Source organism: Phyllobacterium trifolii, from assembly GCF_014192095.1.
GTDB classification, from domain to species: domain Bacteria; phylum Pseudomonadota; class Alphaproteobacteria; order Rhizobiales; family Rhizobiaceae; genus Phyllobacterium; species Phyllobacterium trifolii.
Genome location: NZ_JACHXN010000016.1, coordinates 63,252 through 84,349 on the forward strand (window position 1 = coordinate 63,252; position 21,098 = coordinate 84,349).

The 21,098-nt window shown below is 56.1% G+C and carries 23 protein-coding genes; 7 read left to right on the forward strand and 16 right to left on the reverse strand.

Annotation, left to right across the window (positions count from 1 at the left end; all coding sequences use genetic code 11):
- Positions 1-116 precede the first annotated feature (116 nt).
- From rseP to FHS21_RS21355, 8 genes are all read right to left on the reverse strand, one after another.
- The gene (gene rseP, locus FHS21_RS21320) at positions 117-1,256 is read right to left on the reverse strand and encodes an RIP metalloprotease RseP (RefSeq protein ID WP_112529292.1); all 1,140 of its coding nucleotides are present in this window, start codon (positions 1,254-1,256) and stop codon (positions 117-119) included.
- A 43-nt stretch (positions 1,257-1,299) separates the two neighbouring features.
- Positions 1,300-2,130, reverse strand: coding sequence for a phosphatidate cytidylyltransferase (locus tag FHS21_RS21325; protein WP_112529294.1), 831 nt, complete (start codon positions 2,128-2,130; stop codon positions 1,300-1,302).
- Between the two features lie 37 nt (positions 2,131-2,167).
- On the reverse strand, positions 2,168-2,887 hold the full coding sequence (locus tag FHS21_RS21330) for an isoprenyl transferase (protein ID WP_112529296.1): 720 nt from the start codon (positions 2,885-2,887) through the stop codon (positions 2,168-2,170).
- Positions 2,888-3,033: 146 nt separating this feature from the next.
- Positions 3,034-3,594 carry a ribosome recycling factor gene (gene frr / locus FHS21_RS21335; RefSeq protein WP_112529298.1) on the reverse strand — a complete coding sequence of 187 codons (561 nt, stop codon included), beginning with the start codon at positions 3,592-3,594 and terminating at the stop codon, positions 3,034-3,036.
- 43 nt (positions 3,595-3,637) lie between these two features.
- A complete protein-coding gene (gene pyrH, locus FHS21_RS21340; RefSeq protein ID WP_112529300.1) occupies positions 3,638-4,360 on the reverse strand; it encodes a UMP kinase in 723 nt (240 codons plus the stop codon).
- Between the two features lie 88 nt (positions 4,361-4,448).
- The gene (gene tsf, locus FHS21_RS21345; RefSeq protein WP_112529302.1) at positions 4,449-5,372 is read right to left on the reverse strand and encodes a translation elongation factor Ts; all 924 of its coding nucleotides are present in this window, start codon (positions 5,370-5,372) and stop codon (positions 4,449-4,451) included.
- Between the two features lie 118 nt (positions 5,373-5,490).
- Positions 5,491-6,297, reverse strand: coding sequence for a 30S ribosomal protein S2 (gene rpsB / locus FHS21_RS21350; protein ID WP_112529304.1), 807 nt, complete (start codon positions 6,295-6,297; stop codon positions 5,491-5,493).
- 176 nt (positions 6,298-6,473) lie between these two features.
- Positions 6,474-7,295 carry a cell envelope integrity EipB family protein gene (locus FHS21_RS21355; protein WP_112529306.1) on the reverse strand — a complete coding sequence of 274 codons (822 nt, stop codon included), beginning with the start codon at positions 7,293-7,295 and terminating at the stop codon, positions 6,474-6,476.
- A 119-nt stretch (positions 7,296-7,414) separates the two neighbouring features.
- On the opposite strand from FHS21_RS21355, the gene FHS21_RS21360 reads away from it, so the two are divergent.
- The 4 genes from FHS21_RS21360 to FHS21_RS21375 all read left to right on the forward strand — a co-directional run bounded on the left by FHS21_RS21360 (position 7,415) and on the right by FHS21_RS21375 (position 10,330).
- Complete coding sequence (locus FHS21_RS21360) at positions 7,415-7,879, forward strand: RidA family protein (RefSeq protein WP_112529308.1); 465 nt, start codon at positions 7,415-7,417, stop codon at positions 7,877-7,879.
- A 2-nt stretch (positions 7,880-7,881) separates the two neighbouring features.
- Positions 7,882-8,601: a glycerophosphodiester phosphodiesterase family protein gene (locus FHS21_RS21365; RefSeq protein WP_112551188.1), complete on the forward strand. Its 720-nt coding sequence runs from the start codon at positions 7,882-7,884 to the stop codon at positions 8,599-8,601.
- A 107-nt stretch (positions 8,602-8,708) separates the two neighbouring features.
- The gene (locus FHS21_RS21370; RefSeq protein WP_112529312.1) at positions 8,709-9,893 is read left to right on the forward strand and encodes a GNAT family N-acetyltransferase; all 1,185 of its coding nucleotides are present in this window, start codon (positions 8,709-8,711) and stop codon (positions 9,891-9,893) included.
- Positions 9,894-9,904: 11 nt separating this feature from the next.
- Positions 9,905-10,330 carry an HIT family protein gene (locus FHS21_RS21375; RefSeq protein WP_112529314.1) on the forward strand — a complete coding sequence of 142 codons (426 nt, stop codon included), beginning with the start codon at positions 9,905-9,907 and terminating at the stop codon, positions 10,328-10,330.
- Here the strand turns inward: FHS21_RS21375 and FHS21_RS21380 are convergent.
- The 5 genes from FHS21_RS21380 to FHS21_RS21400 all read right to left on the reverse strand — a co-directional run bounded on the left by FHS21_RS21380 (position 10,322) and on the right by FHS21_RS21400 (position 14,844).
- Positions 10,322-10,669, reverse strand: coding sequence for an AzlD domain-containing protein (locus FHS21_RS21380; RefSeq protein WP_112529316.1), 348 nt, complete (start codon positions 10,667-10,669; stop codon positions 10,322-10,324). The genes FHS21_RS21375 and FHS21_RS21380 overlap by 9 nt on opposite strands.
- Complete coding sequence (locus FHS21_RS21385) at positions 10,666-11,421, reverse strand: AzlC family ABC transporter permease (protein ID WP_112529318.1); 756 nt, start codon at positions 11,419-11,421, stop codon at positions 10,666-10,668. Before FHS21_RS21385 ends, FHS21_RS21380 begins: the two co-directional genes overlap by 4 nt.
- A 66-nt stretch (positions 11,422-11,487) precedes the next feature.
- Positions 11,488-13,956, reverse strand: coding sequence for an ATP-dependent Clp protease ATP-binding subunit ClpA (gene clpA / locus FHS21_RS21390; RefSeq protein ID WP_112529320.1), 2,469 nt, complete (start codon positions 13,954-13,956; stop codon positions 11,488-11,490).
- A 6-nt stretch (positions 13,957-13,962) separates the two neighbouring features.
- Positions 13,963-14,316 carry an ATP-dependent Clp protease adapter ClpS gene (gene clpS / locus FHS21_RS21395; protein ID WP_112529322.1) on the reverse strand — a complete coding sequence of 118 codons (354 nt, stop codon included), beginning with the start codon at positions 14,314-14,316 and terminating at the stop codon, positions 13,963-13,965.
- Positions 14,317-14,511: 195 nt separating this feature from the next.
- Positions 14,512-14,844: a phasin family protein gene (locus FHS21_RS21400; RefSeq protein WP_112529324.1), complete on the reverse strand. Its 333-nt coding sequence runs from the start codon at positions 14,842-14,844 to the stop codon at positions 14,512-14,514.
- A 246-nt stretch (positions 14,845-15,090) separates the two neighbouring features.
- On the opposite strand from FHS21_RS21400, the gene FHS21_RS21405 reads away from it, so the two are divergent.
- Together FHS21_RS21405 and FHS21_RS21410 are read left to right on the forward strand one after the other, a co-directional pair.
- Positions 15,091-16,464, forward strand: a complete 1,374-nt coding sequence (locus FHS21_RS21405; RefSeq protein ID WP_312879906.1) for an SPOR domain-containing protein — start codon at positions 15,091-15,093, stop codon at positions 16,462-16,464.
- A 50-nt stretch (positions 16,465-16,514) separates the two neighbouring features.
- Positions 16,515-16,784 (forward strand): hypothetical protein, encoded by a 270-nt coding sequence (locus FHS21_RS21410; protein ID WP_112551187.1) that lies wholly within the window; start codon positions 16,515-16,517, stop codon positions 16,782-16,784.
- On the opposite strand, the gene FHS21_RS21415 is transcribed toward FHS21_RS21410, so the two are convergent.
- On the reverse strand, positions 16,781-17,218 hold the full coding sequence (locus FHS21_RS21415; protein ID WP_112529328.1) for a DUF1489 family protein: 438 nt from the start codon (positions 17,216-17,218) through the stop codon (positions 16,781-16,783). The genes FHS21_RS21410 and FHS21_RS21415 overlap by 4 nt on opposite strands.
- Before the next feature lie 207 nt (positions 17,219-17,425).
- Positions 17,426-18,826 (reverse strand): L-serine ammonia-lyase, encoded by a 1,401-nt coding sequence (locus FHS21_RS21420; RefSeq protein WP_112529330.1) that lies wholly within the window; start codon positions 18,824-18,826, stop codon positions 17,426-17,428.
- A 220-nt stretch (positions 18,827-19,046) separates the two neighbouring features.
- On the opposite strand from FHS21_RS21420, the gene FHS21_RS21425 reads away from it, so the two are divergent.
- Positions 19,047-19,766, forward strand: a complete 720-nt coding sequence (locus FHS21_RS21425) for a DUF599 domain-containing protein (RefSeq protein ID WP_112529332.1) — start codon at positions 19,047-19,049, stop codon at positions 19,764-19,766.
- Here FHS21_RS21425 and FHS21_RS21430 read toward each other — a convergent pair.
- Positions 19,761-20,960, reverse strand: coding sequence for an MFS transporter (locus tag FHS21_RS21430; RefSeq protein WP_112529334.1), 1,200 nt, complete (start codon positions 20,958-20,960; stop codon positions 19,761-19,763). The genes FHS21_RS21425 and FHS21_RS21430 overlap by 6 nt on opposite strands.
- Between the last annotated feature and the right edge of the window lie 138 nt (positions 20,961-21,098).

Sequence of the window (21,098 nt, forward strand, 5' to 3'; positions counted from 1 at the left end):
CTGTTTACTTCACAAGAAAGCGTGGCATCCATGCCACGCCAATCGAAGCTTATAGTAAACAGATCATATCGCTTGACCAGCCAGCGCCTCAAATTTTCATCAATGTTTAACGTTTGCTACCGGCAAGCAAAAAGATCGTTAAACACGACAAACCCCATGAATCCTAAGACTAAAAAGAATCCGGCGCGAAAGAAAATCTCTTGCACCGCCGGCCTGACGGGTCTGCCAATGACGGCTTCAGCTGCATAGAAGACCAGATGCCCGCCATCAAGAGGCGGCAAGGGAAACAGATTGAGCAGGCCGATACCGATGGACAGCATCGCCGTTAGCTGGATAAGCCAATCAACGCCCTGGCTCGCCGCTTGCCCTGCCATTGTGGCGATCTTGACAGGCCCTCCCAGCTGGCACTTGTCTTCACGACCCGCGAAAAACCGGCCGAAAAACTGACCGGTGCGAGCGATGATAAACCCGCTTTCACGCACAGCCTGAACAACTGATTCGACAGGGCCGTATTCGATCCGCCGGAAGTTCCCCAACTCCTGATTGTTGACCACGCCGATCACTGCAATCTTGACGGTGTTCCCTAGCGGGTCCTTTTGCTCCAGCAGCTCGGGTGTCGCGGTCAGTTGAACTTCCTGGCCCTTGCGCTCCACCACGAAATTCAAGGCGTCGCCGGCTCGCGAAGACACATGACGCTGAACGTCCGAAAAGGTCTCGACTTTGTCACCGTCCACGCTGATGAAACGGTCGCCGGGCTGGAATCCGGCAATTGCTGCGGGGCCACCGGGGCGGACTTCCGCTACCATAGGGTCCGCGACCATCTTGCCATAAAGAGAGAAGAACACCGAAAAAATGGCAACGGTAAGCAATATGTTGAACGCTGGTCCGGCAAAGACGGTAGCGGCACGCTTCCAGACCGGTTGGGTATGGAAGGCAACAGCCCGCTCTTCCGGTGTCATCGCTGCAGCCGGCGTTCCTACGGAGCTGGATACGCCCTCGTCGCCGGCAAATTTGACGTATCCGCCAAGCGGAATTGCCGAAAGCTTCCAGCGCGTGCCCTTGCGATCGGTGAACCCGATCAACTCTGGGCCGAAGCCGACAGAGAACGCCTGGACCCCAATTCCGCACCACCGGCCGACAAGGTAGTGACCCATTTCGTGGACGAAGACCACGACGGTCAGAACAATCAGGAATGGCAGAATCGTTCCGATCAAAACGCTCTGGGTACCGAAGAGAGTATGCAGTGTTTCTGTCAATATATCCTCCGGGCCAATCAGATGACCCTGTGGGTTCGCTCGTCTAGAAAAGAATGTCGTACGGCGTTTCCGGTGTCACCAGAATTGCCCCGATGACGTATAGCAATGCTGCAGCAGCTACAAGCCCATCGACCCGGTCCATCACACCACCGTGACCGGGGATGAGCTGGCCGGAGTCCTTGATGCCAAATCGACGTTTCACCCATGATTCGCCAAGATCGCCGATCTGGGCGATGATCGACAATAAAAGCGCGATCAGCGGAACGGAAACGCTGCCCGCCGGCGTGATAAAGGCAGCAAAACCGACGCCGGCCGCTACCCCTGCGGCTGCGCCGCCAATTGCACCTGACCAAGTCTTGTTGGGCGAGAAGCGCGGCGCTAGTTTTGGCCCGCCAAGCGCCCGTCCGTTGAAAAACGCAAAGATATCGGTCGCCCAGACGACGGCAAACAGGAACAGGATTGCCGCAAACCCATCGCCTGTGTCACCGCGCAACAACGTCAGCGCGATGGCTGGAAAACCGGCGTAGAAGAGGCCGAATGCCGGCCAATAGCCATTGGCACGCCCGCCGATTGCTGCAACAAGCGCTGCGCCTCCGACCAGCACGCTGATCATCGTCAAGACATCTTGGGTGAAGAGAAGGACCACCATCACACAGATAAGGCACACCCAGGCAAGACCGCGGGTGACGGATGTTGACCGCTGGAATGAGATGAGCTGCCATTCGTAAAACACGCTCAAACCTATGGCGCAGGCCAGAATACCGAAGGCAAATCCGCCGAGCGAGGTAAGAACAACCGCAATGATGATAAGGACAATCGCGCTCAGAATGCGTTTTTGCAGATTGGAAAGACCACTAAAGCCAATTCCGATCATATCGCACCGGTCTGCCGCAGGGGATTGGCCTTAAAGGTCACAGGGCGATTTCCTGCGCCGCCACACCGCCGAAGCGCCGTTCGCGCATCTGGAACGTTTCTATGGCCTCGGCCAGGTGGGAAGGCCGGAAGTCGGGCCAATAGCAGGGCAGGAACATGAATTCGGAATAGGCCGCCTGCCAGAGAAGGAAATTCGACAGGCGCATTTCGCCGCTGGTCCGGATAATCAGATCGGGATCAGGGATATCGGCCGTATCCAGCCGCACCGATATGGCTTCGGGTGTAATATTTTCATGGGCGATAACACCCGATGCAACGTCCGCAACCAGGCGTTGAACAGCGCGGGTTATTTCATTGCGTGAACCATAGTTGAAGGCAATAACCAGCGTGAGCCCGGTATTTCTGACCGTCAGCGTTTCCGCTTCCTCGAGGAGGCTGCGAATGTCCTTGGCCAGATCCTGCCGTTCTCCAATGATCCGCACCCGGACATTCTCTCGGTGCAGATCAGCGAGATCGCGTCTGATGAAGAGTTTCAGAAGTCCCATGAGATCGGTAACTTCCGAGCGCGGCCGCGACCAGTTTTCGGACGAGAACGCAAACAGCGTCAGGAAAGGTATATCCATCTTGCCCGCGGCGCGGATAACCTCACGCAGCGAATCGACGCCAGCCTTGTGGCCAGCCGTCCGCGGCAGTCCCCTCGCCTTTGCCCAACGGCCATTTCCATCCATGATGATGGCAATGTGGCGCGGATTGGACATTGGCTTTGACCTCCAGTGGACTGATTACGCTATTGTCGGTTCAAACACTTTTGAGAATTTACCCTCATGAGGCGTGTGGGTTGGTATTCGAGAACCGGAGCACTGGAAACGCAACACATATCCATCAAGTGGTAATCAAAAGTTTCTCAAACCTGCATGATTTCCGCTTCTTTGACAGCAACGACTTTATCCATTTCTGTAATGGTGTCATCTGTCAGTTTCTGGACTTTTTCGGACAGGACACGATTGTCGTCCTGACTGATATCGCCGTCCTTTTCCAACCTCTTCAATTCGTCCATGCCGTCGCGGCGAACGTGACGCGCTGCGACCTTGGCATGCTCGACATATTGATGGGCGATCTTGACCAGTTCCTTACGGCGCTGTTCGTTGAGTTCGGGCAAGGGAATACGCAAATTGTTGCCGTCGGTAATCGGATTGAGGCCAAGGCCGGATTCGCGGATCGCGCGCTCAACCTTGCCAACCATCGACTTGTCCCAGACGGACACTGCAAGCATTCGCGACTCTGGCACGGTGATATTGGCAACCTGATTGAGAGGCATCTGCGAACCATAGGCCTCGACTGTGATGGGCTCCAGCAGGCTTGCCGAAGCGCGACCGGTGCGCAGCCCGCCGAGATCGTGTTTCAGCGCCTGTATGGCACCGTCCATGCGGCGCTTCAGGTCGTTAAGATCGAGTGCATCACTCATGCTCAATGCTCCTTATTCTTGGCGGAACTGCCCGGCAGAACAATCAATGGTCCGATACAACCGTTGCTCGTCCTCTACCCTGTAGCACTTCTGCAAAACCACCCTTTTCGTGGATCGAATAGACGATTATTGGGATATTATTTTCACGTGCAAGAGCAACAGCCGTTGTATCCATCACCGCGAGCCCGCGATCCAGCACGTCCTTGTGGGTCAGATGATCAAACCGCACAGCATTTGGGTCTTTTTTAGGATCGGCTGAATAAATTCCGTCAACTTGGGTGCCCTTGAACAGGGCATCGGCCCCAATCTCTGCTGCACGCAGCGCAGCTGCAGAGTCCGTCGTAAAGAAGGGATTGCCCGTGCCTCCGGCAAAGATCACAACCTTGCCCATGTCCATATATTCGGTCGCCAGCCGCTGCGAAAATGTCTCGCAGAATTCAGGCATGGTGACCGCTGAAAGGACAACCGTGTCGATGCCGATCTTCACCAGTGAAGTGCGCAACGCCAGGGAGTTGATCACCGTTGCGAGCATGCCCATGTGGTCGCCGGTCACCCGGTCTCCGCCTTTGGAGGCAACTGCTACGCCGCGAAAAATATTGCCACCGCCGATGACGACGCCAACCTGCACACCCAGCGCACGAGCTTCCGCAATATCGCTGGCAATTCGATCGGCGACGGCGACATCAATACCGAAGCCCTGATCGCCCATGAGAGCTTCCCCTGAGGCCTTGAGCACAACGCGTTTGTAAACTGCCGTACCAGCCATGGAACCTTCCTCAATGTCGTTTCGAATTCCGGATACACGAAGGGCATCGCGTTGTCACGCGATGCCCTTTGATTTCAGTTGTCTAAGATTACTTCTTCACAGCTGCGGCAACTTCCGCTGCAAAATCGGTCTCTTCCTTCTCGATGCCTTCGCCAAGGGCAAAACGGACGAATGCCGTGATCTTGGCCGGTGCACCGATCGTCTTTTCCGCTTCTTTAAGAGCAGCCTCGACGGTCAGATCGGGATTGATGACGAAAGCCTGCGAGAGAAGCACAACTTCCTCGTAGAATTTGCGCAAACGGCCTTCGACCATCTTCTCGATGATGTTTTCAGGCTTGCCCGACTGGCGGGCAGACTCTGTGAAGACTGCCTTTTCACGCTCGACAGCAGCTGGATCGACCTCGGCGGCAGTCAAGGCAAGCGGGTTGGTGGCCGCGACATGCATTGCGACCTGACGACCGAAAGCCTGTGCGACGTCTGCGTTGCCGGTAGTCTCGATCGCTACCAGAACGCCGAGCTTGCCAAGACCGTCGGAAACAGCGTTGTGAATATAGGTTGCGACAACACCTTCATTGACCGTCAGTGCTGCCGACCGGCGGAACGACAGGTTCTCACCGATTGTACCAACGGCGTCCTTGATCGTATCGACAACCGACTTGCCCGACGAGGGATAGGCCGCAGCGGCAACCGCAGCGGTCGAACCATCGGTCGTCAATGCCACATTGGCTACATTGCGGACAATGTCCTGGAATGCGTCGTTGCGGGCTACGAAATCGGTCTCGGAGTTGACCTCGACAACAACAGCTTTCTTGCCGTTCGATGCAACGCCGACGAGACCTTCGGCAGCCGTGCGCCCGGCCTTCTTGTCCGCCTTTGAAATACCTTTGGCGCGCAGCCAATCGACAGCGGCCTCCATGTCGCCATTCGTTTCAGTCAGGGCTGTTTTGCAGTCCATCATGCCGGCGCCGCTGATCTCGCGAAGTTCTTTTACTTGTGCAGCAGTAATGCTCATTCTAGTCGCCTCTTCTCAAAGCGAAGGCATACTGGAGAAACCAGCATGCCAACTTTGCGGCGCGCTATGCGCCAATCGAATCATTGTTAATCACCCGATACGACGGGTGTATGAAACCTCAAGCGGAGGCTTCACCTTCCTGAGCAGGAGCTTCTGCTGAAGCTTCAGCCGGGGCTTCGAGCGCAGGCTCGACAGGAGCTTCTTCCTGTGCACCGATATCCATGCCCAGCGAACCCTGCTGACGCAGAATGCCATCGAGAGCAGCCTTGGCGACCAGATCGCAATAAAGCGAAATCGCGCGCGACGCATCGTCATTGCCGGGGATCGGGAAATCGATCTGATCTGGATCGCAATTGCTATCGATCACGGCGACAACCGGGATACCAAGACGCTTGGCTTCCTGGATAGCGATGGCTTCCTTGTTGGTATCGATGATGAAGATGAGATCCGGAACGGAACCCATGTTCTTGATACCGCCAAGTGCACGGTTGAGCTTCTCGCGCTCACGGTCGAGGTTCAGGCGCTCCTTCTTGGTGAAGCCCTGTGCTTCGCCGGAAAGAAGTTCGTCGAGCTTGCGCAGACGCTGAATGGAATTCGAAATCGTCTTCCAGTTGGTCATCATGCCGCCGAGCCAGCGGGCATTGACGTAATACTGGGCCGAACGGGTTGCGGCATCGGCAATGATGTCCGAAGCCTGACGCTTGGTGCCAACGAACAGAACGCGGCCACCACGGGCTACGGTGTCCGAAACCTTCTTCAGCGCCGTGTTAAGCAACGGATAGGTCTGGGCCAGGTCGAGAATGTGAATGTTGTTGCGGGAACCATAAATGTATGGTGCCATTTTCGGGTTCCAGCGATGTGTCTGGTGGCCGAAGTGAACGCCAGCTTCTAGGAGCTGACGCATGCTGAAATCAGGCAATGCCATCTCTTGTATTTCCTTTTCCGGTTGAACCTCCACGGGAAGAGGCGGGAAACCCGCCACCGGAGGCCATATCGGATTTCTCCCGATATCAACCCAAATCCCGTGTGTGGAATGAAGCGGCTGTTAATGGATAATCGTCACAAACGCAAGTGCGGGGGCGATAAAAGGCATCAACAGGTCTACTTGGTGCACTTCGGGGCGTCGAACAGCTGTAGATTGACGAGCTTCCCTGTCATCGAGAAATCGCCATAGTCCATCTTGAGATCGCGCGTCACGCCATTGCGATACATCTTGAAATTGATGCGGTAGCTCGGCAGCCCTTCCGTCTTCTCATTGTCGTCGAAATAAGCGATCGAAACCGGCCACGTCGTTTCTTTTGCCAGTGGGCCCATATTCTTTGTCTCGTCGTCATCGGAAACCGCAGACTTGCCGATAACCACCGTCGTCGCCATTACCTTGTCGGCATCTTCCGATCCGTCGAACAGCTTTGTCTGATAGAAAACTTCCCCGGCCAACGCCTTGGAGATCAAATCCTGCATGTGGCGTGTTGGAAATTGCGACAGCTCGAGATCTTCTTTGCTTGCCTCCGGCTTTGTAAGCGAAATTTCCGTCTTGTCCTTGAGCAGCGCAGCGTCGCCGCGCACCTCCTTGGTCAAGCTCTGGTCAACAAACGTCTTGTTGACGAACCGGAATTTGTCGCCGTTGCCCGACTCGAATGTTGTCGTCTGCTGGTCGGTCACCCGTTGAGGCTGTTCTTCCATGTCGACGCGGGTGACAAAGCGGAAATTCGTCGTATAGCCCTCGCAATCCGAGCCGTTGAATTCATAGACCATGCGGCCCGTCAGACCTGTAATGCCGCTACTGTCCTGCGCACTGTCCAGTTTGAGATCGTAAATGGCGCGATGCGGAACAAGAGTCGCGGTTCCAGCCGCAAAAGCCATGGAGGAGCCGGTCAGGCCCAAGGCACCGAGACTGAAAACAACAACGGGTAGAACGCGCATCGACAAGATTCTCCAATATTTGAACGTGCATATTAAAATAACTCTTGGCGGAAGCGAGGCAAAAATCGCAACTTCTTTCACAATCCCTCGCGATTCCGAAAACATAAGGAAATTATCCCATGACCAGCACCATCGAAAAACGCCTGCAGGAGCTTGGCATCACGCTACCTGTTGCTGCGGCACCGGCAGCCAACTATGTTCCGTTCGCCCAAACTGGTTCCCTGCTTCTGACGTCGGGGCAATTGCCGCTGGCAGGCGGAAAGCTCATTCACACCGGACTTTTGGGTGCCGAGTTGAACGTCGCACAGGGCCAGGAAGCAGCCAAAGCCTGCGCGATCAATATTCTGGCGCAGGCAAAAGCAGCGCTGGGCGATTTCGAACGGATCATGCGGATCGTGAAAATTACGGTGTTCGTCGCATCGAAACCGGATTTCGTCGAACAGCATCTCGTCGCCAACGGCGCCTCGGATCTGCTCGTCGCTGTGTTGGGTGATGCAGGCCGCCACGCACGTTCGGCTGTGGGCACGGCCGCCCTGCCCCTGAACGCACCGGTCGAAATCGAAGCCATTATCGAGGTTCGTTGAGCATGCCTTCTATTGATTGGTTGAAAAACGTGCCCATCGCGCATCGCGGTCTGCACGATCTGAACAAAAAGCGCTGGGAGAATACTCTTTCAGCGTTCGATGCGGCGGCAGGCGCCGGCTTTGCCATCGAATGCGATGTCCATCTCTCTGCCGATGGCAAAGCCATTGTCTTCCACGACGGCACGCTGGACCGGGTGACGGGGAGCAAAGGCAATATCGACGAACTGACGGCCGAGCAAGCCGGCAAACTTCGTGTTGGCGGCACACAGGATCACGTGCCGACGTTGGCCCAAGCCCTGAAGCTGATTGACGGCCGCGTGGCCATTGTCATCGAACTCAAGGGAATTCCCGGGCGCGACGATGGTTTGGTAAAGGCGGTTGCCGACGATCTCGTCGCATATAGCGGGCAGGCAGCAATCATGTCCTTCGATCATCATCTGATCCGCCGTTTCGGCAAGGACGCGCCGAGCATTCCCGCCGGACTGACCGCTGAGGGTATCCGCGATGAGGATCTCGAAGCACATTTTTCCATGCTGGCCTACAATATCGATTTCGTCTCCTACAATGTCCACCATCTGGAAAACCGTTTTGTCGAATTCGTCCGGGGAACGATGGACATGCCCGTCATCTCCTGGACGGTAAGGAGCATCGCCGAAAAAGCCATCAGCGACGCCGTTGTCGACCAAATCACTTTTGAGGGATTTGATCCGCGGGCTGCTTGAACCCAAACCGGGCTTGCTCTTGTATCGTTTGGCAAAATACCTAGCTTAAAAGGGGCAGCAAGGCCGTTTTTCAACATTGTCGCCCAATCAGGAAGCCAAACTCAAAAATGCCAAATCTTGATCGAGGCGATTTCACCTTGCGCGTCTGCGATGGCGTTGGCGCGTTCACACAAACGGAGTGGTCCGAGCTTTCCGGGACATCTCGCGATGCGCCCGATTACAATCCTTTCCTGTCGCATGCCTTCCTGTCTGCGCTTGAAGATTCCGGTTGCGTCGCACGCAAAGCAGGCTGGCTGCCGCAGTTTCTACGTCTGGAAGACGATTGTGGCGCTCTGATCGGTGCCGTCCCCTGCTATTTGAAGAGCCACAGCCAAGGCGAATATGTTTTCGATCACGGCTGGGCCGATGCGTTCGAACGAGCCGGTGGCCGCTATTATCCGAAATTGCAGGCAAGCATTCCCTTCACCCCGGCGACGGGACCGCGGCTGCTGGTTCGGCGCGATGGGGATGGCGCCGCGGCTCGGGCTGCTCTCGCCAATGGCCTGCGCCAGCTCACCCTTCAACTCGGCGTTTCGTCAGCCCACTCCACCTTCGTCACTGAAACGGATCTGCCTGCCTTCACCGATGCGGATTTCCTGCACCGCATAGACCAGCAGTTTCATTTCTTCAATGAAGGCTATTCCAGCTATGACGATTTCCTGGAAACGCTCGCCTCGCGTAAACGCAAGGCACTGAAGAAGGAACGACGCGAGGCTCTCGCCGACGACATCAGCATCGACCGGCTGACCGGCGGTCAACTCACCCAGGAAATCTGGGATACTTTTTTTGCGTTCTATATGGATACCGGCAGCCGCAAATGGGGTCGCCCCTATCTCAATCGCAAGTTTTACACGCTGATCGGCGAGCGCATGCCCGATGATATCGTGCTGGTCATGGCGCGGCGTGACGGGCGCTACATTGCAGGCGCGATCAATTTCATCGGATCGGATCGGCTCTTCGGCAGGCATTGGGGCTGTATCGAAGATCACCGTTTTCTGCATTTCGAGGTCTGTTATCATCAGGCGATCGACTTCGCCATCGAACGAAAACTTCATGTGGTCGAGGCGGGCGCCCAGGGTGAGCATAAGCTTGCACGCGGATATCTACCGGTGACGACGCACTCGGTGCACTATCTCGCCCATGCAGGATTGCGGCGCGCCATCGATGATTATTTGCAGCGCGAACGCGAGGACGTTGTCTTAATGAATCATGTTCTCAACGAGCATACGCCCTTCAAGAAATCTGACCCATAACGAGGTACACCATGACCGCACCCTATGATGCAAACAATATATTCGCGAAGATCCTGCGTGGGGAAATCCCGTCGCACGAGGTCTACGAAGACGAGGAAACCTATGCCTTCATGGATGTCATGCCGCAAGGCAAAGGTCATTGCCTTGCGATAACCAAGGCGCCATTCCGCAATATTCTGGATGTTGACCAAGCCAATCTGTCCGCCGTCATTGCGACCACGCAGAAGCTCGCACGCGCGGTCAAAGTGGCCTTCAGCGCCGATGGCGTCACTGTCATCCAGTTCAACGAACCGGCCGCCGGGCAGACGGTTTTCCACCTGCATTTCCATATCATTCCGCGTTTTGACGGCGTCGCTCTGCGGCCACATACCGGGCAGATGGAGGATCAGAACGTCCTCGCCGAAAACGCAGAGAAAATCAGGAAGGCTTTAGGTTAATAGCAGCCCGCAGAGCAGGACGGCTTCGCCGGCGATCACGCTGATGATCACACGTCTGCCGAGAGCGAGATATGCAACGAAGCCTGCTGCGGCTGCACCTATCCGAAGAAACACTGAGGTCTCCGCCAGCGCTCCACTCGGGTAGAGGATCAATTGGGCGATAACCCCTGCGACAAGCGCCGTGGCGACGGCTCGCACTGCGATCAAAGCTTCGGACTCTTCACTGACCCGGCCACCGATAAACACGCCGATGAAGCGCCAGACATCGGTGGGCAACCATCCTGCAAGCAGGATGAACAGATAGGGCCACCACCAATCAGTCAGGCTCTGCCAGGTCATCCTGTGGCGCTCCTTTTGGCCAGATGCACGTAAGCCATGGTCACAATCCCTCCGGCAACGCCGGTCAACAGCAGATCATAAGCCGGCGCGATCGAATGGATCACTGGAAAGAGCAGTAGGCCTGAAACCATGGCAACATGGACCGATCGATCGCGCGCCGAACCCCACAGCGAGGTCAAAAAATACATTGGCGTCAAAAAGAACAACGCAGCGAAAACCAATGGCGGAAAGTCGGTCGAGAGAACATAGACCACAGCCACCACGAGTGTGTTGGTCAGTGTCAACGTAATGCCGAGACCGGCGAAATAACTCGTTCGCATATCGCGTGGAACATGCTTGAGCCGGTCCATGCCCATTACCCAGGCGGTGACGGCAATGAAATGCGACAGGAACAGCAAGGTAATCTTCCGCGTCTTGGGCCCACGCATTTCCGGCACGAAGGCTGCCACCATCGGCATCAGGCGGATCGACGACAGGCCGACCGCAATTGCCGCGCCAAATAGTGAATAACCGCCCGCAATTGCACCGATCAGGACGATATTGGCGGGAAGAGCCCAGATAATGGCGACCATGAACGTCGCCTGTAGCAACGTCACGCCATTTTCGCTGGCAAACCCGGCAAAGCCCACATGCGCTGTCATCAGGATCAACGCAGGAATGCTGGTGATCAGAGATGCACCTGACAGAAACCACGAAAAACGGGTTCTCAGGTTCTCATCCGCATGGTGGGAGGGCAATCCGGAATCAGCCATGCCTCAGCGATAAACGGAAGAACGGATGCCATCAAGAAAAAGGCCACCCGAAGGTGGCCTTTTTGATTATTTCTTCCGAGGCACTTTTGGCACGGACGCCTTGGGTGGCAGCGAAGCGACGTTCCTGGTGGCCGACACATCGGCCCCAGCTTTTTCAAGCGGCTTCTTCGGTGCCGGCTTCTTCTTCGCCAATGGCTTCTTTTCGACCGGTATTTCCTTCTTCGGCTTCACCACGACTTCGTCTGCGATGTAGTCGAGAACCAGACCTTTCGAACCATCAGGCTTCTCGGCAACCGAAACGCGGACTGTACCGCCCTTCTTCAGCCTGCCAAACAGCACCTCATCCGCCAACGGCTTCTTGATGTGCTCCTGAATGACGCGGCCAAGCGGCCGGGCACCCATGCGATCGTCGTAACCCTTCTCGGCAAGCCAGGCGATGGCCTCCTGCTGAAGATCGAACGTCACGCCGCGATCGGCAAGCTGTGCCTCGAGCTGGATGACGAACTTCTGCACCACCTGATGGATAACCGGAACCGGCAACGCACCGAACGGAATGATCGCATCGAGACGGTTGCGGAACTCCGGCGTGAACAGCCGGTTGATCGCTTCCATGTCATCGCCTTCACGACGCGACGAACCGAAGCCGATTGCCGCTCTCGCCGCATCGGACGCGCCCGCATTGGTCGTCATGATCAGAATCACATTGCGGAAATCGATCTGCTTGCCGTTGTGATCAGTCAGCTTGCCGTGATCCATGACCTGCAACAGGATATTAAACAGGTCCGGATGCGCCTTTTCGATTTCATCGAGCAGCAGGACGCAATGCGGATGCTGATCGACGCCGTCGGTCAGAAGGCCGCCCTGATCGAAGCCGACATAACCGGGAGGTGCACCGAGCAAGCGCGATACCGTGTGACGCTCCATATACTCCGACATGTCGAAACGCAGCAGTTCCACGCCGAGCGAGGCTGCCAATTGCTTGGCGACCTCGGTCTTGCCCACACCGGTTGGACCGGAGAACAGGTAGGACCCGATCGGCTTTTCCGGCTCGCGCAGGCCGGCACGTGCCAGCTTGATCGAGGACGACAGTGCTTCGATGGCAAGATCCTGACCGTAGACGACGCGCTTCAGTTCCGCCTCGAGATTGGAGAGCACGGCTTCGTCGTCTTTCGAAACAGTCTTCGGCGGGATGCGGGCCATCGTGGCGATGGTTGCTTCGATTTCCTTCACGCCAATCGACTTCTTGCGTTTCGCTTCCGGCAACAGCATCTGGCTGGCACCAGTCTCGTCGATGACATCAATCGCCTTGTCCGGCAATTTGCGGTCATTGATGTAGCGGGCAGAAAGCTCAACAGCCGACTTGATCGCTTCTACAGTATATTTGACCTTGTGGAAGTCTTCGAAATATGGCCGCAGACCCTTCATGATCTCGATAGCATCGGGGATCGAGGGTTCATTGACATCGATCTTCTGGAAACGCCGTACAAGAGCCCTGTCCTTCTCGAAGAACTGGCGAAACTCCTTGTAAGTCGTTGAACCGATGCAACGAATGGCACCCGTCGAAAGCGCTGGCTTCAAGAGATTGGAAGCGTCCATCGCACCACCTGACGTGGCTCCGGCACCGATAATCGTGTGGATTTCGTCGATGAACAGGATCGCACCCGGAAACTCTTCGAGCTCCTTGATGACTTGCTTCAGACGTTCCTCGAAATCACCGCGATAGCGTGTTCCTGCAAGCAATGTGCCCATATCCAGCGAGAATACGGTCGCATCGCTAAGGACGCTTGGAACCTTGCCTTCGACGATGCGCTTGGCGAGACCCTCCGCAATGGCGGTCTTGCCAACGCCGGGATCGCCGACGTAAAGCGGATTGTTCTTCGAACGGCGGCAAAGGATCTGGATCGTCCGGTTGATCTCCTGATCACGGCCGATAAGCGGGTCGATCTTGCCGGCTTTGGCGCGATCATTCAGGTTGATGCAGTAGGCCGACAAGGCATCCTGCTTCTTCTTGGTCGCACCCTCTTCCGACTCGGCGGCATGGCTGTCTTCGTTGGGGCTCTCGGCTCCCAGCGGGGTGCGCGGCTCCGAGGCGCCAGGGCGCTTGGAGATTCCATGGGAAATGTAGTTGACCGCATCGTAGCGGGTCATCTGCTGTTCCTGCAGGAAGAAAGCCGCATGGCTTTCGCGTTCGGCAAAAATAGCAACAAGAACGTTGGCTCCGGTCACTTCTTCGCGGTTGGAGGATTGGACGTGGATGACCGCACGCTGGATAACGCGCTGGAAAGCCGCAGTCGGCTTCGAATCTTCATCGTAACCGGTGACAAGGTTATCCAGTTCGTTGTCGACGTAGTCGGTCACAGTTCGCGTCAGTTGAGCCAAGTCGACATTGCACGCACGCATGACACTGCTTGCATCCTGATCATCGATCAGCGCGAGAAGCAGATGCTCCAGTGTCGCATATTCGTGATGATGCTCGTTGGCAATTGTCAGCGCCTGATGCAGGGCGCGCTCCAGACTAGGTGAGAAAGATGGCATGAAACCTCACTTTTTCTCCATCACGCATTGCAGCGGATGTTGGTTTTGCCGCGCATAGTCCATGACTTGGGTCATCTTGGACTCCGCGACCTCATAGGTAAAGACACCACATTCTCCGACCCCATGATTATGCACATGGAGCATGATGCGTGTAGCATCTTCTCTGTTCTTCTGGAAAAACCGCTCCAGGACGTGAATGACGAATTCCATGGGCGTGTAATCGTCATTCAGAAGCAACACGCGATAAAGACTGGGCTTTTTCAGTTTGGGTTTGGTCCGGGTTATGACAGCCGTTCCCCGACCGGGGCCGTTGCCGCTTCCCTTGTCCTCATCCTGCATCATGGGTGAAAACCGCTTCATCTTTTCCGATACCCGCATTCTTATAGTGTGTCGCTCTATGCATTCTATGTAGGTCGCTCCGGCTTGATTTTAAGCCCTCTCCTGAAGCTTGCAATATCAAGTTGCGGTTGCAAAGGCCGAATTGCCCCGCAGAAATAAAAAAAGCCCGATTGCGCGTGGCAGCCGGGCTTTTTGGAGCGACGAAATAGATGATATTTACTTCGTCACCTTCGCTACGGCTGCCTCATAGGGCTTGTAGGCTTCCTTGGCGAGATCGGCATAGAGCTCACCGAATTTCGTCGCGTGGGCAACAAAGGCCTCATACGCCTTTTTCGAAAATGCGCTCTGGGTTTCAAATATCTGTTCAGGCGACTTGATGGTAGCCAGCCTTTCGATGAGTGCACTGCTCTCTTCGAATGATTTTTTGGAATAGTCGGCCGCCTCGTTGGCGATCGTGTGCAACCCATGGGTGAGAGCCGAAACGCTCTTCATCGCGGTATTGGCAAATTCCTTGCTCGATTCATTCAGAGTTTCGAACGGAGTGGCCATTTGTAGATCCTTTCAAAGTTGAAATTTCCTACCCACCCAGAGGTAGGGTGCAGTGCACAAAAAGTCAAATTTATACCGCTGTGCAATATTAATCTAAAATTTAACCCAAATATTGCGGAAAAGGTGAACGGCCCGGTTACCATAAACAGTTTGGTAACGCTGGTGCGACTAAAGTCCACAAATTCGTTCTGATGCATCAGGGTCATCAGGAAAGTTTCTACGCGCATATTCGAGCAGGTGTTGATTGTGCATCATAAGGCCCACCAAGGTTCCAACTACGTACAAAAATTGGGTTATGCATTTCTGGCTCTGCTGTTAGGCGCCGGGATAAACATCGCTGAATCGCCTTTGGCAGCCGCAGCTTCGAAAGAAGCGGCTATCGTCGTCGATGCCAATACGGGCAAGACGCTGTATTCATCCAACGCGGATGCCCAGCGCTACCCGGCATCCCTGACGAAAATGATGACGATTTATATGCTGTTCGACGCGATGGCATCCGGCAAGGTTTCCAAATCGACGCCAATTCCTGTCTCCGCCTACGCGGCAGCGCAGCCGCCCACAAAAGTTGGCTTCCAGCCCGGACAGACGATCAGCGCGGAAGCTGCGATTCTCTCGCTCATCACCAAATCGGCAAACGACTCGGCCACAGCCATCGCAGAGTTCCTCGGCGGATCGGAGCCACGCTTTGCCGTGATGATGACCAACAAGGCCCGTCAACTCGGCATGCGCAATACGCAGTTCCGCAATGCAAACGGCCTGCCTGACCCCAATCAGCATTCGTCCGCGCGCGACCTCGCATTGCTAGGCGTCGCTCTTCGTGAGCATTTCCCACAGTATTACAGCTACTTCTCCACCCGGAGCTTCAGCTATCGTGGCCGCCGTATCGTTGGCCACAACCGCCTTCTCGGCAAGATCCAGGGTGTTGATGGTATAAAGACCGGCTATACCCGCGCTTCTGGTTTCAACCTGGTTTCGTCGGTTAGCACCGACGGAAAGAAGCTCGTTGCGGTCGTCATGGGCGGATCCAGCACGCCGGCACGCGATGCCCAAATGGCGGGTCTCATTGCCAAATATCTCCCGGCGGCATCGCGCCGTGACGGCGGCAATCTGATTGCTTCGCGCAAGAACAGCAAGGTCGAGGTCGCGGCTGTTGAACTCCCCGCGAGCGCCGAGGCGCCAATCCCCGTTCAACGTGAGCAGGCAATGGCTGAACAGCCTGCAGAGGTCGTGACGGCCTATGCAGAACCGGCACCGACCCCCTCGCCAGCCGAGCGTATTTTGCATGTCCCTGCTCCATCGCCGAAGATTGAAATCGGCGAAGGCGATGTCGACGAGGTCGATCCGGTGACAACCGCATCGGCTCCTTCGGGCGGCTGGATGGTGCAGATCGCTTCGGTCGGCAGCTCCGAGGAAGCCAAGGCAATGCTATCCAAGGCCGCCGCGCAGGTTGGCGGTCCGATCGCAGCACTCTCGCCCTACACGGAAAAGTTCCAGAAGGGGTCGACAACCTATCACCGCGCTCGCTTTGCCGGCATCCCCTCTGCCAAGGAAGCCAACACTGCTTGTGCCGCACTGAAACGCCAGAAATTCAACTGCTTTGCCATTGCTCCGCAATCGTAAGGCACGCGATCTGAAAGACCCCGATTTGTATAGCGTAAAGGGTTTTGCGAATGTCCAGTACCAAAGAAATACATAGCCCGGCTGATCTGACAGCCAGAGAAACCAAGCCATTTTTCGGCGGCATGCAGGCTCTGCAACAGGCTGCAATGAAGATTGCTGACCTGCGCCGGGGCAATTCTGCCTTCAAGACCATAGATCTGGTAAATGTCCTGCTTTGTCAGGCTGCGCGCACGCGACGCGCCGCAATGCCGCCTGTGCGGCTGCGTTTGCACTCTGACAGCCGCAACGGAATATCAGCGGTAAGACTTCGAGTTTCCTAGAGCAAGCCTAGAGCCGCAAGCTCGTTGCGAAGTTCTGGCGGCAGTTTCGCCCGCCCGATCTTGCCGCGTCCCTCATCGAAGGGCGCGTCCTCGCTGGTCAGATAACGCCAGCCCTGAAATGCCCGGCGCGGCTGCCATTCCGTTGGAATGATGCGCGGGTCGAGCACGAGGTGGCAGCGTGAGGTACCTTCATCGTCCGTAAAGGTCCGGATATCCGTCAGTCGCTGGCGGCATTGGACATTGCCTTTGATCACCCAATAAAGCGATCCGCCGTCGAGCAGTTCCTCGACGCGCTTTGGCACCATGCGGGTTGTGTGGAATTGTTCGGCTGGTAACCCTGCCCGTCTGCGCTCGTCGAGCTTGAAGTCGATCCACGCCGCGAGTTCTTCGATTGCACTGCATCCGACGCAGAGTTTTACGAGATTGAGGGCCATGCTCTAGCATTTACGCTTTCAGGTTGTGGCGTCAACCATAATGGCAGCTTCTCCACAAGCGCCGTGAAGACGTATTGAGAATTCAGCCTGATGAGTTAGCCGGTGCGGATTTCGAGAACCGGAGCGCCGCGGACTTGTTGGTCCGTGAGCACCGGAAGCGCAGAAAATCGCGTCAGACGACCATCAGGGTGGATTGGCAAAGGTCTTTTAACATTCGACGACATTAACGGCCAACCCGCCAAGACTGGTTTCCTTGTAACGTTCGTTCATGTCGACGCCGGTCTGCCGCATCGTTTCGATACACGCATCCAGCGGCACGAAATGCGTGCCATCGCCTTTGACCGCCAGCGAAGCTGCCGTAACCGCCTTCACCGCACCAAGCGCATTGCGCTCGATGCAGGGCACCTGCACCAGACCGGCAACCGGATCGCAGGTCATGCCGAGATGATGCTCCAGCGCAATTTCGGCGGCATTTTCGATCTGTTCCGGCGAACCGCCAAGCACCGCAGCAAGTCCGGCGGCAGCCATGGCGGATGCGGAACCTACTTCGCCCTGACAACCGACTTCTGCACCGGAAATCGACGCATTGGTCTTGATCACCCCGCCGATAGCCGCCGAGGTCAGCAGGAAATCACGAATGCCGTTGTCGTCGGCATCGTCGTGGAAATGCAGATAGTAGCGCAGCACCGCAGGGACGACGCCGGCAGCACCATTGGTTGGCGCCGTCACCACCCGTCCGCCCGCTGCATTCTCCTCATTGACCGCCATCGCATAGACAGAGAGCCAATCATTGGCGAGGAGCGGATTGATACGGTTTTGCCGCCACTCCTCCTGCAAACGATCATGCAGATAGCGTGCTCGGCGCTTGACTTTCAGACCGCCCGGCATGATGCCCTCCTGCTCAAGGCCGCGATCGATACAGGAGCGCATCGCAGCCCAGATCCGGTCGAGACCCGCGTTCAGCTCATCGCGGCTCATGAAGACTTCTTCGTTACTGCGTTTCATTTCAGCAATGGAAAGGCCGCTTTCCTTCGCCATGCTCATCATCTGAGCGGCATTCTTGAACGGGAAAGGTACCGGATGTTCGGGCTTCGGCGCTGTGCGGGTTTTCGCGGCCTCCAGCTCTTCCTCGGTCACAACGAAACCGCCGCCGACCGAATAGAAAATCCGGCGCAAGAGCAACCGGTCATCGACGTCATAGGCTTCAAATGCCATGCCGTTGGCGTGACCGGGAAGCGGCGTACGACGATCCATGATGAGATCGGTCGCCGGATCGAAGCGATAGGACGGATGGCCTTCGGGCGAAATGCGTTTGGTCTGCTTCACGGTCTCGAGTAGTGCGTCCATTTCGTTTGGATCGACGGTGGCCGGCAACAGGCCGCACAACCCGAGAATGACAGCGCGATCGGTCGCGTGGCCGATGCCGGTAAAAGCCAGCGAACCATGCAGGTGCACGCGCAGTCGATCAACCTTGACGCCGGTCGGCCGTGGCCATTGCCCGCTCTTGAGTTCCTCAAGAAACAGGCTGCCAGCGGTCATCGGGCCCATCGTATGGGAACTCGACGGACCGATGCCGATTTTATACAGATCGAAAACCGACAGAAACATTTAGCGCCTTTGAATTGGTGAGAGCACCTGTGACGCATAATGGCTTGCTGGCAACATTTGCCGCAGCCCGGCACCGACTTCACCTTGCGTTTCTACGACATAGGTCACCCGGCGCAAAAGTCAAAGAAAAAGCCTGTAAACGCCTATCCGCGAGATTTGCGAACCGGTCAGATTCACGTACATTCGCATTTCATCAGTTGTTGCGCCACAGAGAGATCCAATGGAAGCCGCCCCGAACACATCCTATTGGCTCGACATATTTGCCCTGGTTTATTTCTTCATCGTCTGGGCGCTCTATTCCCATACCACCGCAAATGGGTTTTTAGGCAAAAAATCCCTGACCTACGAGATGAACCAGGCGCGGCGGCAATGGATGGCGACCATGGCGACACGCGAATTGCGCATGATCGACACAAGCATCATGATCGGCCTGCAGCAGGGCACCGGCTTTTTTGCCTCAACCTCCATTCTGGCGATTGGCGGATGTTTCGGCTTGTTGAATTCGTCCGGCCGCGTTCTGACGCTGTTTCACGACCTACCGTTCCTGGGCAATACCACCCAACAATTGTTTGAAACAAAAATCCTCGGGCTTCTCGTTCTCTTCGCCTATGCATTCTTCAAATTCGCCTGGTCATATCGGCTTTTCAACTATTGTTCGATCCTGATCGGTAGCGTTCCAATGGCGCGCGATAAGGGCCCTGACGATCCGGTTGTGCTTGCGGGAATTAATCGCGCGGCGGGGATAAATATCCAGGCCGGCCAGCATTTCAACAGCGGCTTGCGCGGCATCTTCTTTTCCATCGGATATCTCGGATGGTTTCTGCATCCCGTGCTGTTCATGATCACGACGACGCTGGTTGCCATAGTGCTGCTCAGACGCCAGTTCTTTTCCAGGGCACGCGACGTGCTGATGCAAAACAGCGTCAGCGCTGACTCATAAACCGCGCGGCAGGTAACGCCAGACGAACACGGCCGTGAATATCATCAGCATGGCGAGCGCGATGAAAATCGAGCCGAGATGGAAAAACGTCAGGATGATCGAATAGAAAAACGCAGGCAATATCTCGGAAAAATCGAGATAAGTCCGGTAAACCGCCGTCATCTGTGCCCGCTCATGCGGATGGACTGCGCGAATGAAGGTCGTTGAGCCAAGCGTGTCGATAGCCACGCAGAAAAAGGCTCCAAAAAGCAGCATGATGGCAGCCACCATGGGAAATCTTTCGCCGGCAATGCCCGCTCCTATGAGTGCCACGGCGAGCAATACGAATACACCGGAAATCGTCCGCATCAGTCCCTTCGCCATGCCAACCTTGCCCCACAGGATGGAGCCGAGGAGAAACAGGTTGCCGAGCGAAACCAGAAGGCCGCCGGCAAGATTGCCCTGCCCCGTCGCCACCATGAGGATCGGTCCATAGACGAAAAACGTGCTCCAGTAGCACGAGCGCGAAAAGGCGATCAGCCAGGCCAGCCGCAATCTCGGCTGCACGACGAAGCGGCGCACATTGGCGATAGGATTGGCCGGGCGGCTCGGGCCCTTCTGCAGCGCCGGATTGTCGCTGAGACGGAAATACCAGAACAGTGTCAGCAGCAGCAGCGAGAAGCCGATCGACAACAGGAACGGCGCGACCATCCCGACTTGTGTGTAGAGGAAAACGCCGAGGAACGGACCGGCGGTCCAGGCAAACGTCGCCGTTGCCATTCGCACGGACTCGGCGCGGACCAGTTCACCCTTCTTGATGTGATCCATGATGTAGAGGCTGAGCGTGATCGACAAGGTTCCCGAGCCGAACGTGCGCAGGAATAGCCCTGCCGCCTGCCCCGGCAGCGTATCAAGCGCAAAGGCAAAGCACCCGAGGATCAGGGATACGGTTCCCGCCGTGTAAACCCAACGCCTGGGAATACGAACGATGAGCAGCGGGATCGACAGCGTCGAGATCAGCCCGAGCAATGACATGCAGGTGTAAAGGATACTGACGCCGCGCTCGCTCTGCATGAGGTCGTAGGTCTGGATCGGCACGACACTGGTGATGATCGCCCGTGCCATCGATTCGATGCCAAAGAGGATCGCGAAGACCCGCGCCGTCGGGCGCTTGGCCGTGGTAATCCAGATAGGATGGCGAACCTGATTGATCACTGGGATGACTATGGGGGCATTTGATTCGAGCGTAGGCTGAAGTTTCGACCGCGGGACCAGCGATAGCAGTCAATCAAGCGACATAATATGTCCGTTTCACAAGAAACCTTTGAATATGTACGAAAAAACTTACCTCGC

Bases quoted from the DNA above. Each gene is read 5' to 3' on its own strand.
- FHS21_RS21325 (WP_112529294.1), bottom strand. From the start codon at position 2,130: ATGATCGGAATTGGCTTTAGTGGTCTTTCCAATCTGCAAAAACGCATT.
- FHS21_RS21330 (WP_112529296.1), bottom strand. From the start codon at position 2,887: ATGTCCAATCCGCGCCACATTGCCATCATCATGGATGGAAATGGCCGT.
- frr (WP_112529298.1), bottom strand. From the start codon at position 3,594: ATGAGTGATGCACTCGATCTTAACGACCTGAAGCGCCGCATGGACGGT.
- pyrH (WP_112529300.1), bottom strand. From the start codon at position 4,360: ATGGCTGGTACGGCAGTTTACAAACGCGTTGTGCTCAAGGCCTCAGGG.
- tsf (WP_112529302.1), bottom strand. From the start codon at position 5,372: ATGAGCATTACTGCTGCACAAGTAAAAGAACTTCGCGAGATCAGCGGC.
- rpsB (WP_112529304.1), bottom strand. From the start codon at position 6,297: ATGGCATTGCCTGATTTCAGCATGCGTCAGCTCCTAGAAGCTGGCGTT.
- FHS21_RS21355 (WP_112529306.1), bottom strand. From the start codon at position 7,295: ATGCGCGTTCTACCCGTTGTTGTTTTCAGTCTCGGTGCCTTGGGCCTG.
- FHS21_RS21360 (WP_112529308.1), top strand. From the start codon at position 7,415: ATGACCAGCACCATCGAAAAACGCCTGCAGGAGCTTGGCATCACGCTA.
- FHS21_RS21365 (WP_112551188.1), top strand. From the start codon at position 7,882: ATGCCTTCTATTGATTGGTTGAAAAACGTGCCCATCGCGCATCGCGGT.
- FHS21_RS21370 (WP_112529312.1), top strand. From the start codon at position 8,709: ATGCCAAATCTTGATCGAGGCGATTTCACCTTGCGCGTCTGCGATGGC.
- FHS21_RS21375 (WP_112529314.1), top strand. From the start codon at position 9,905: ATGACCGCACCCTATGATGCAAACAATATATTCGCGAAGATCCTGCGT.
- FHS21_RS21380 (WP_112529316.1), bottom strand. From the start codon at position 10,669: ATGACCTGGCAGAGCCTGACTGATTGGTGGTGGCCCTATCTGTTCATC.
- FHS21_RS21385 (WP_112529318.1), bottom strand. From the start codon at position 11,421: ATGGCTGATTCCGGATTGCCCTCCCACCATGCGGATGAGAACCTGAGA.
- clpA (WP_112529320.1), bottom strand. From the start codon at position 13,956: ATGCCATCTTTCTCACCTAGTCTGGAGCGCGCCCTGCATCAGGCGCTG.
- clpS (WP_112529322.1), bottom strand. From the start codon at position 14,316: ATGAAGCGGTTTTCACCCATGATGCAGGATGAGGACAAGGGAAGCGGC.
- FHS21_RS21400 (WP_112529324.1), bottom strand. From the start codon at position 14,844: ATGGCCACTCCGTTCGAAACTCTGAATGAATCGAGCAAGGAATTTGCC.
- FHS21_RS21410 (WP_112551187.1), top strand. From the start codon at position 16,515: ATGTCCAGTACCAAAGAAATACATAGCCCGGCTGATCTGACAGCCAGA.
- FHS21_RS21415 (WP_112529328.1), bottom strand. From the start codon at position 17,218: ATGGCCCTCAATCTCGTAAAACTCTGCGTCGGATGCAGTGCAATCGAA.
- FHS21_RS21420 (WP_112529330.1), bottom strand. From the start codon at position 18,826: ATGTTTCTGTCGGTTTTCGATCTGTATAAAATCGGCATCGGTCCGTCG.
- FHS21_RS21425 (WP_112529332.1), top strand. From the start codon at position 19,047: ATGGAAGCCGCCCCGAACACATCCTATTGGCTCGACATATTTGCCCTG.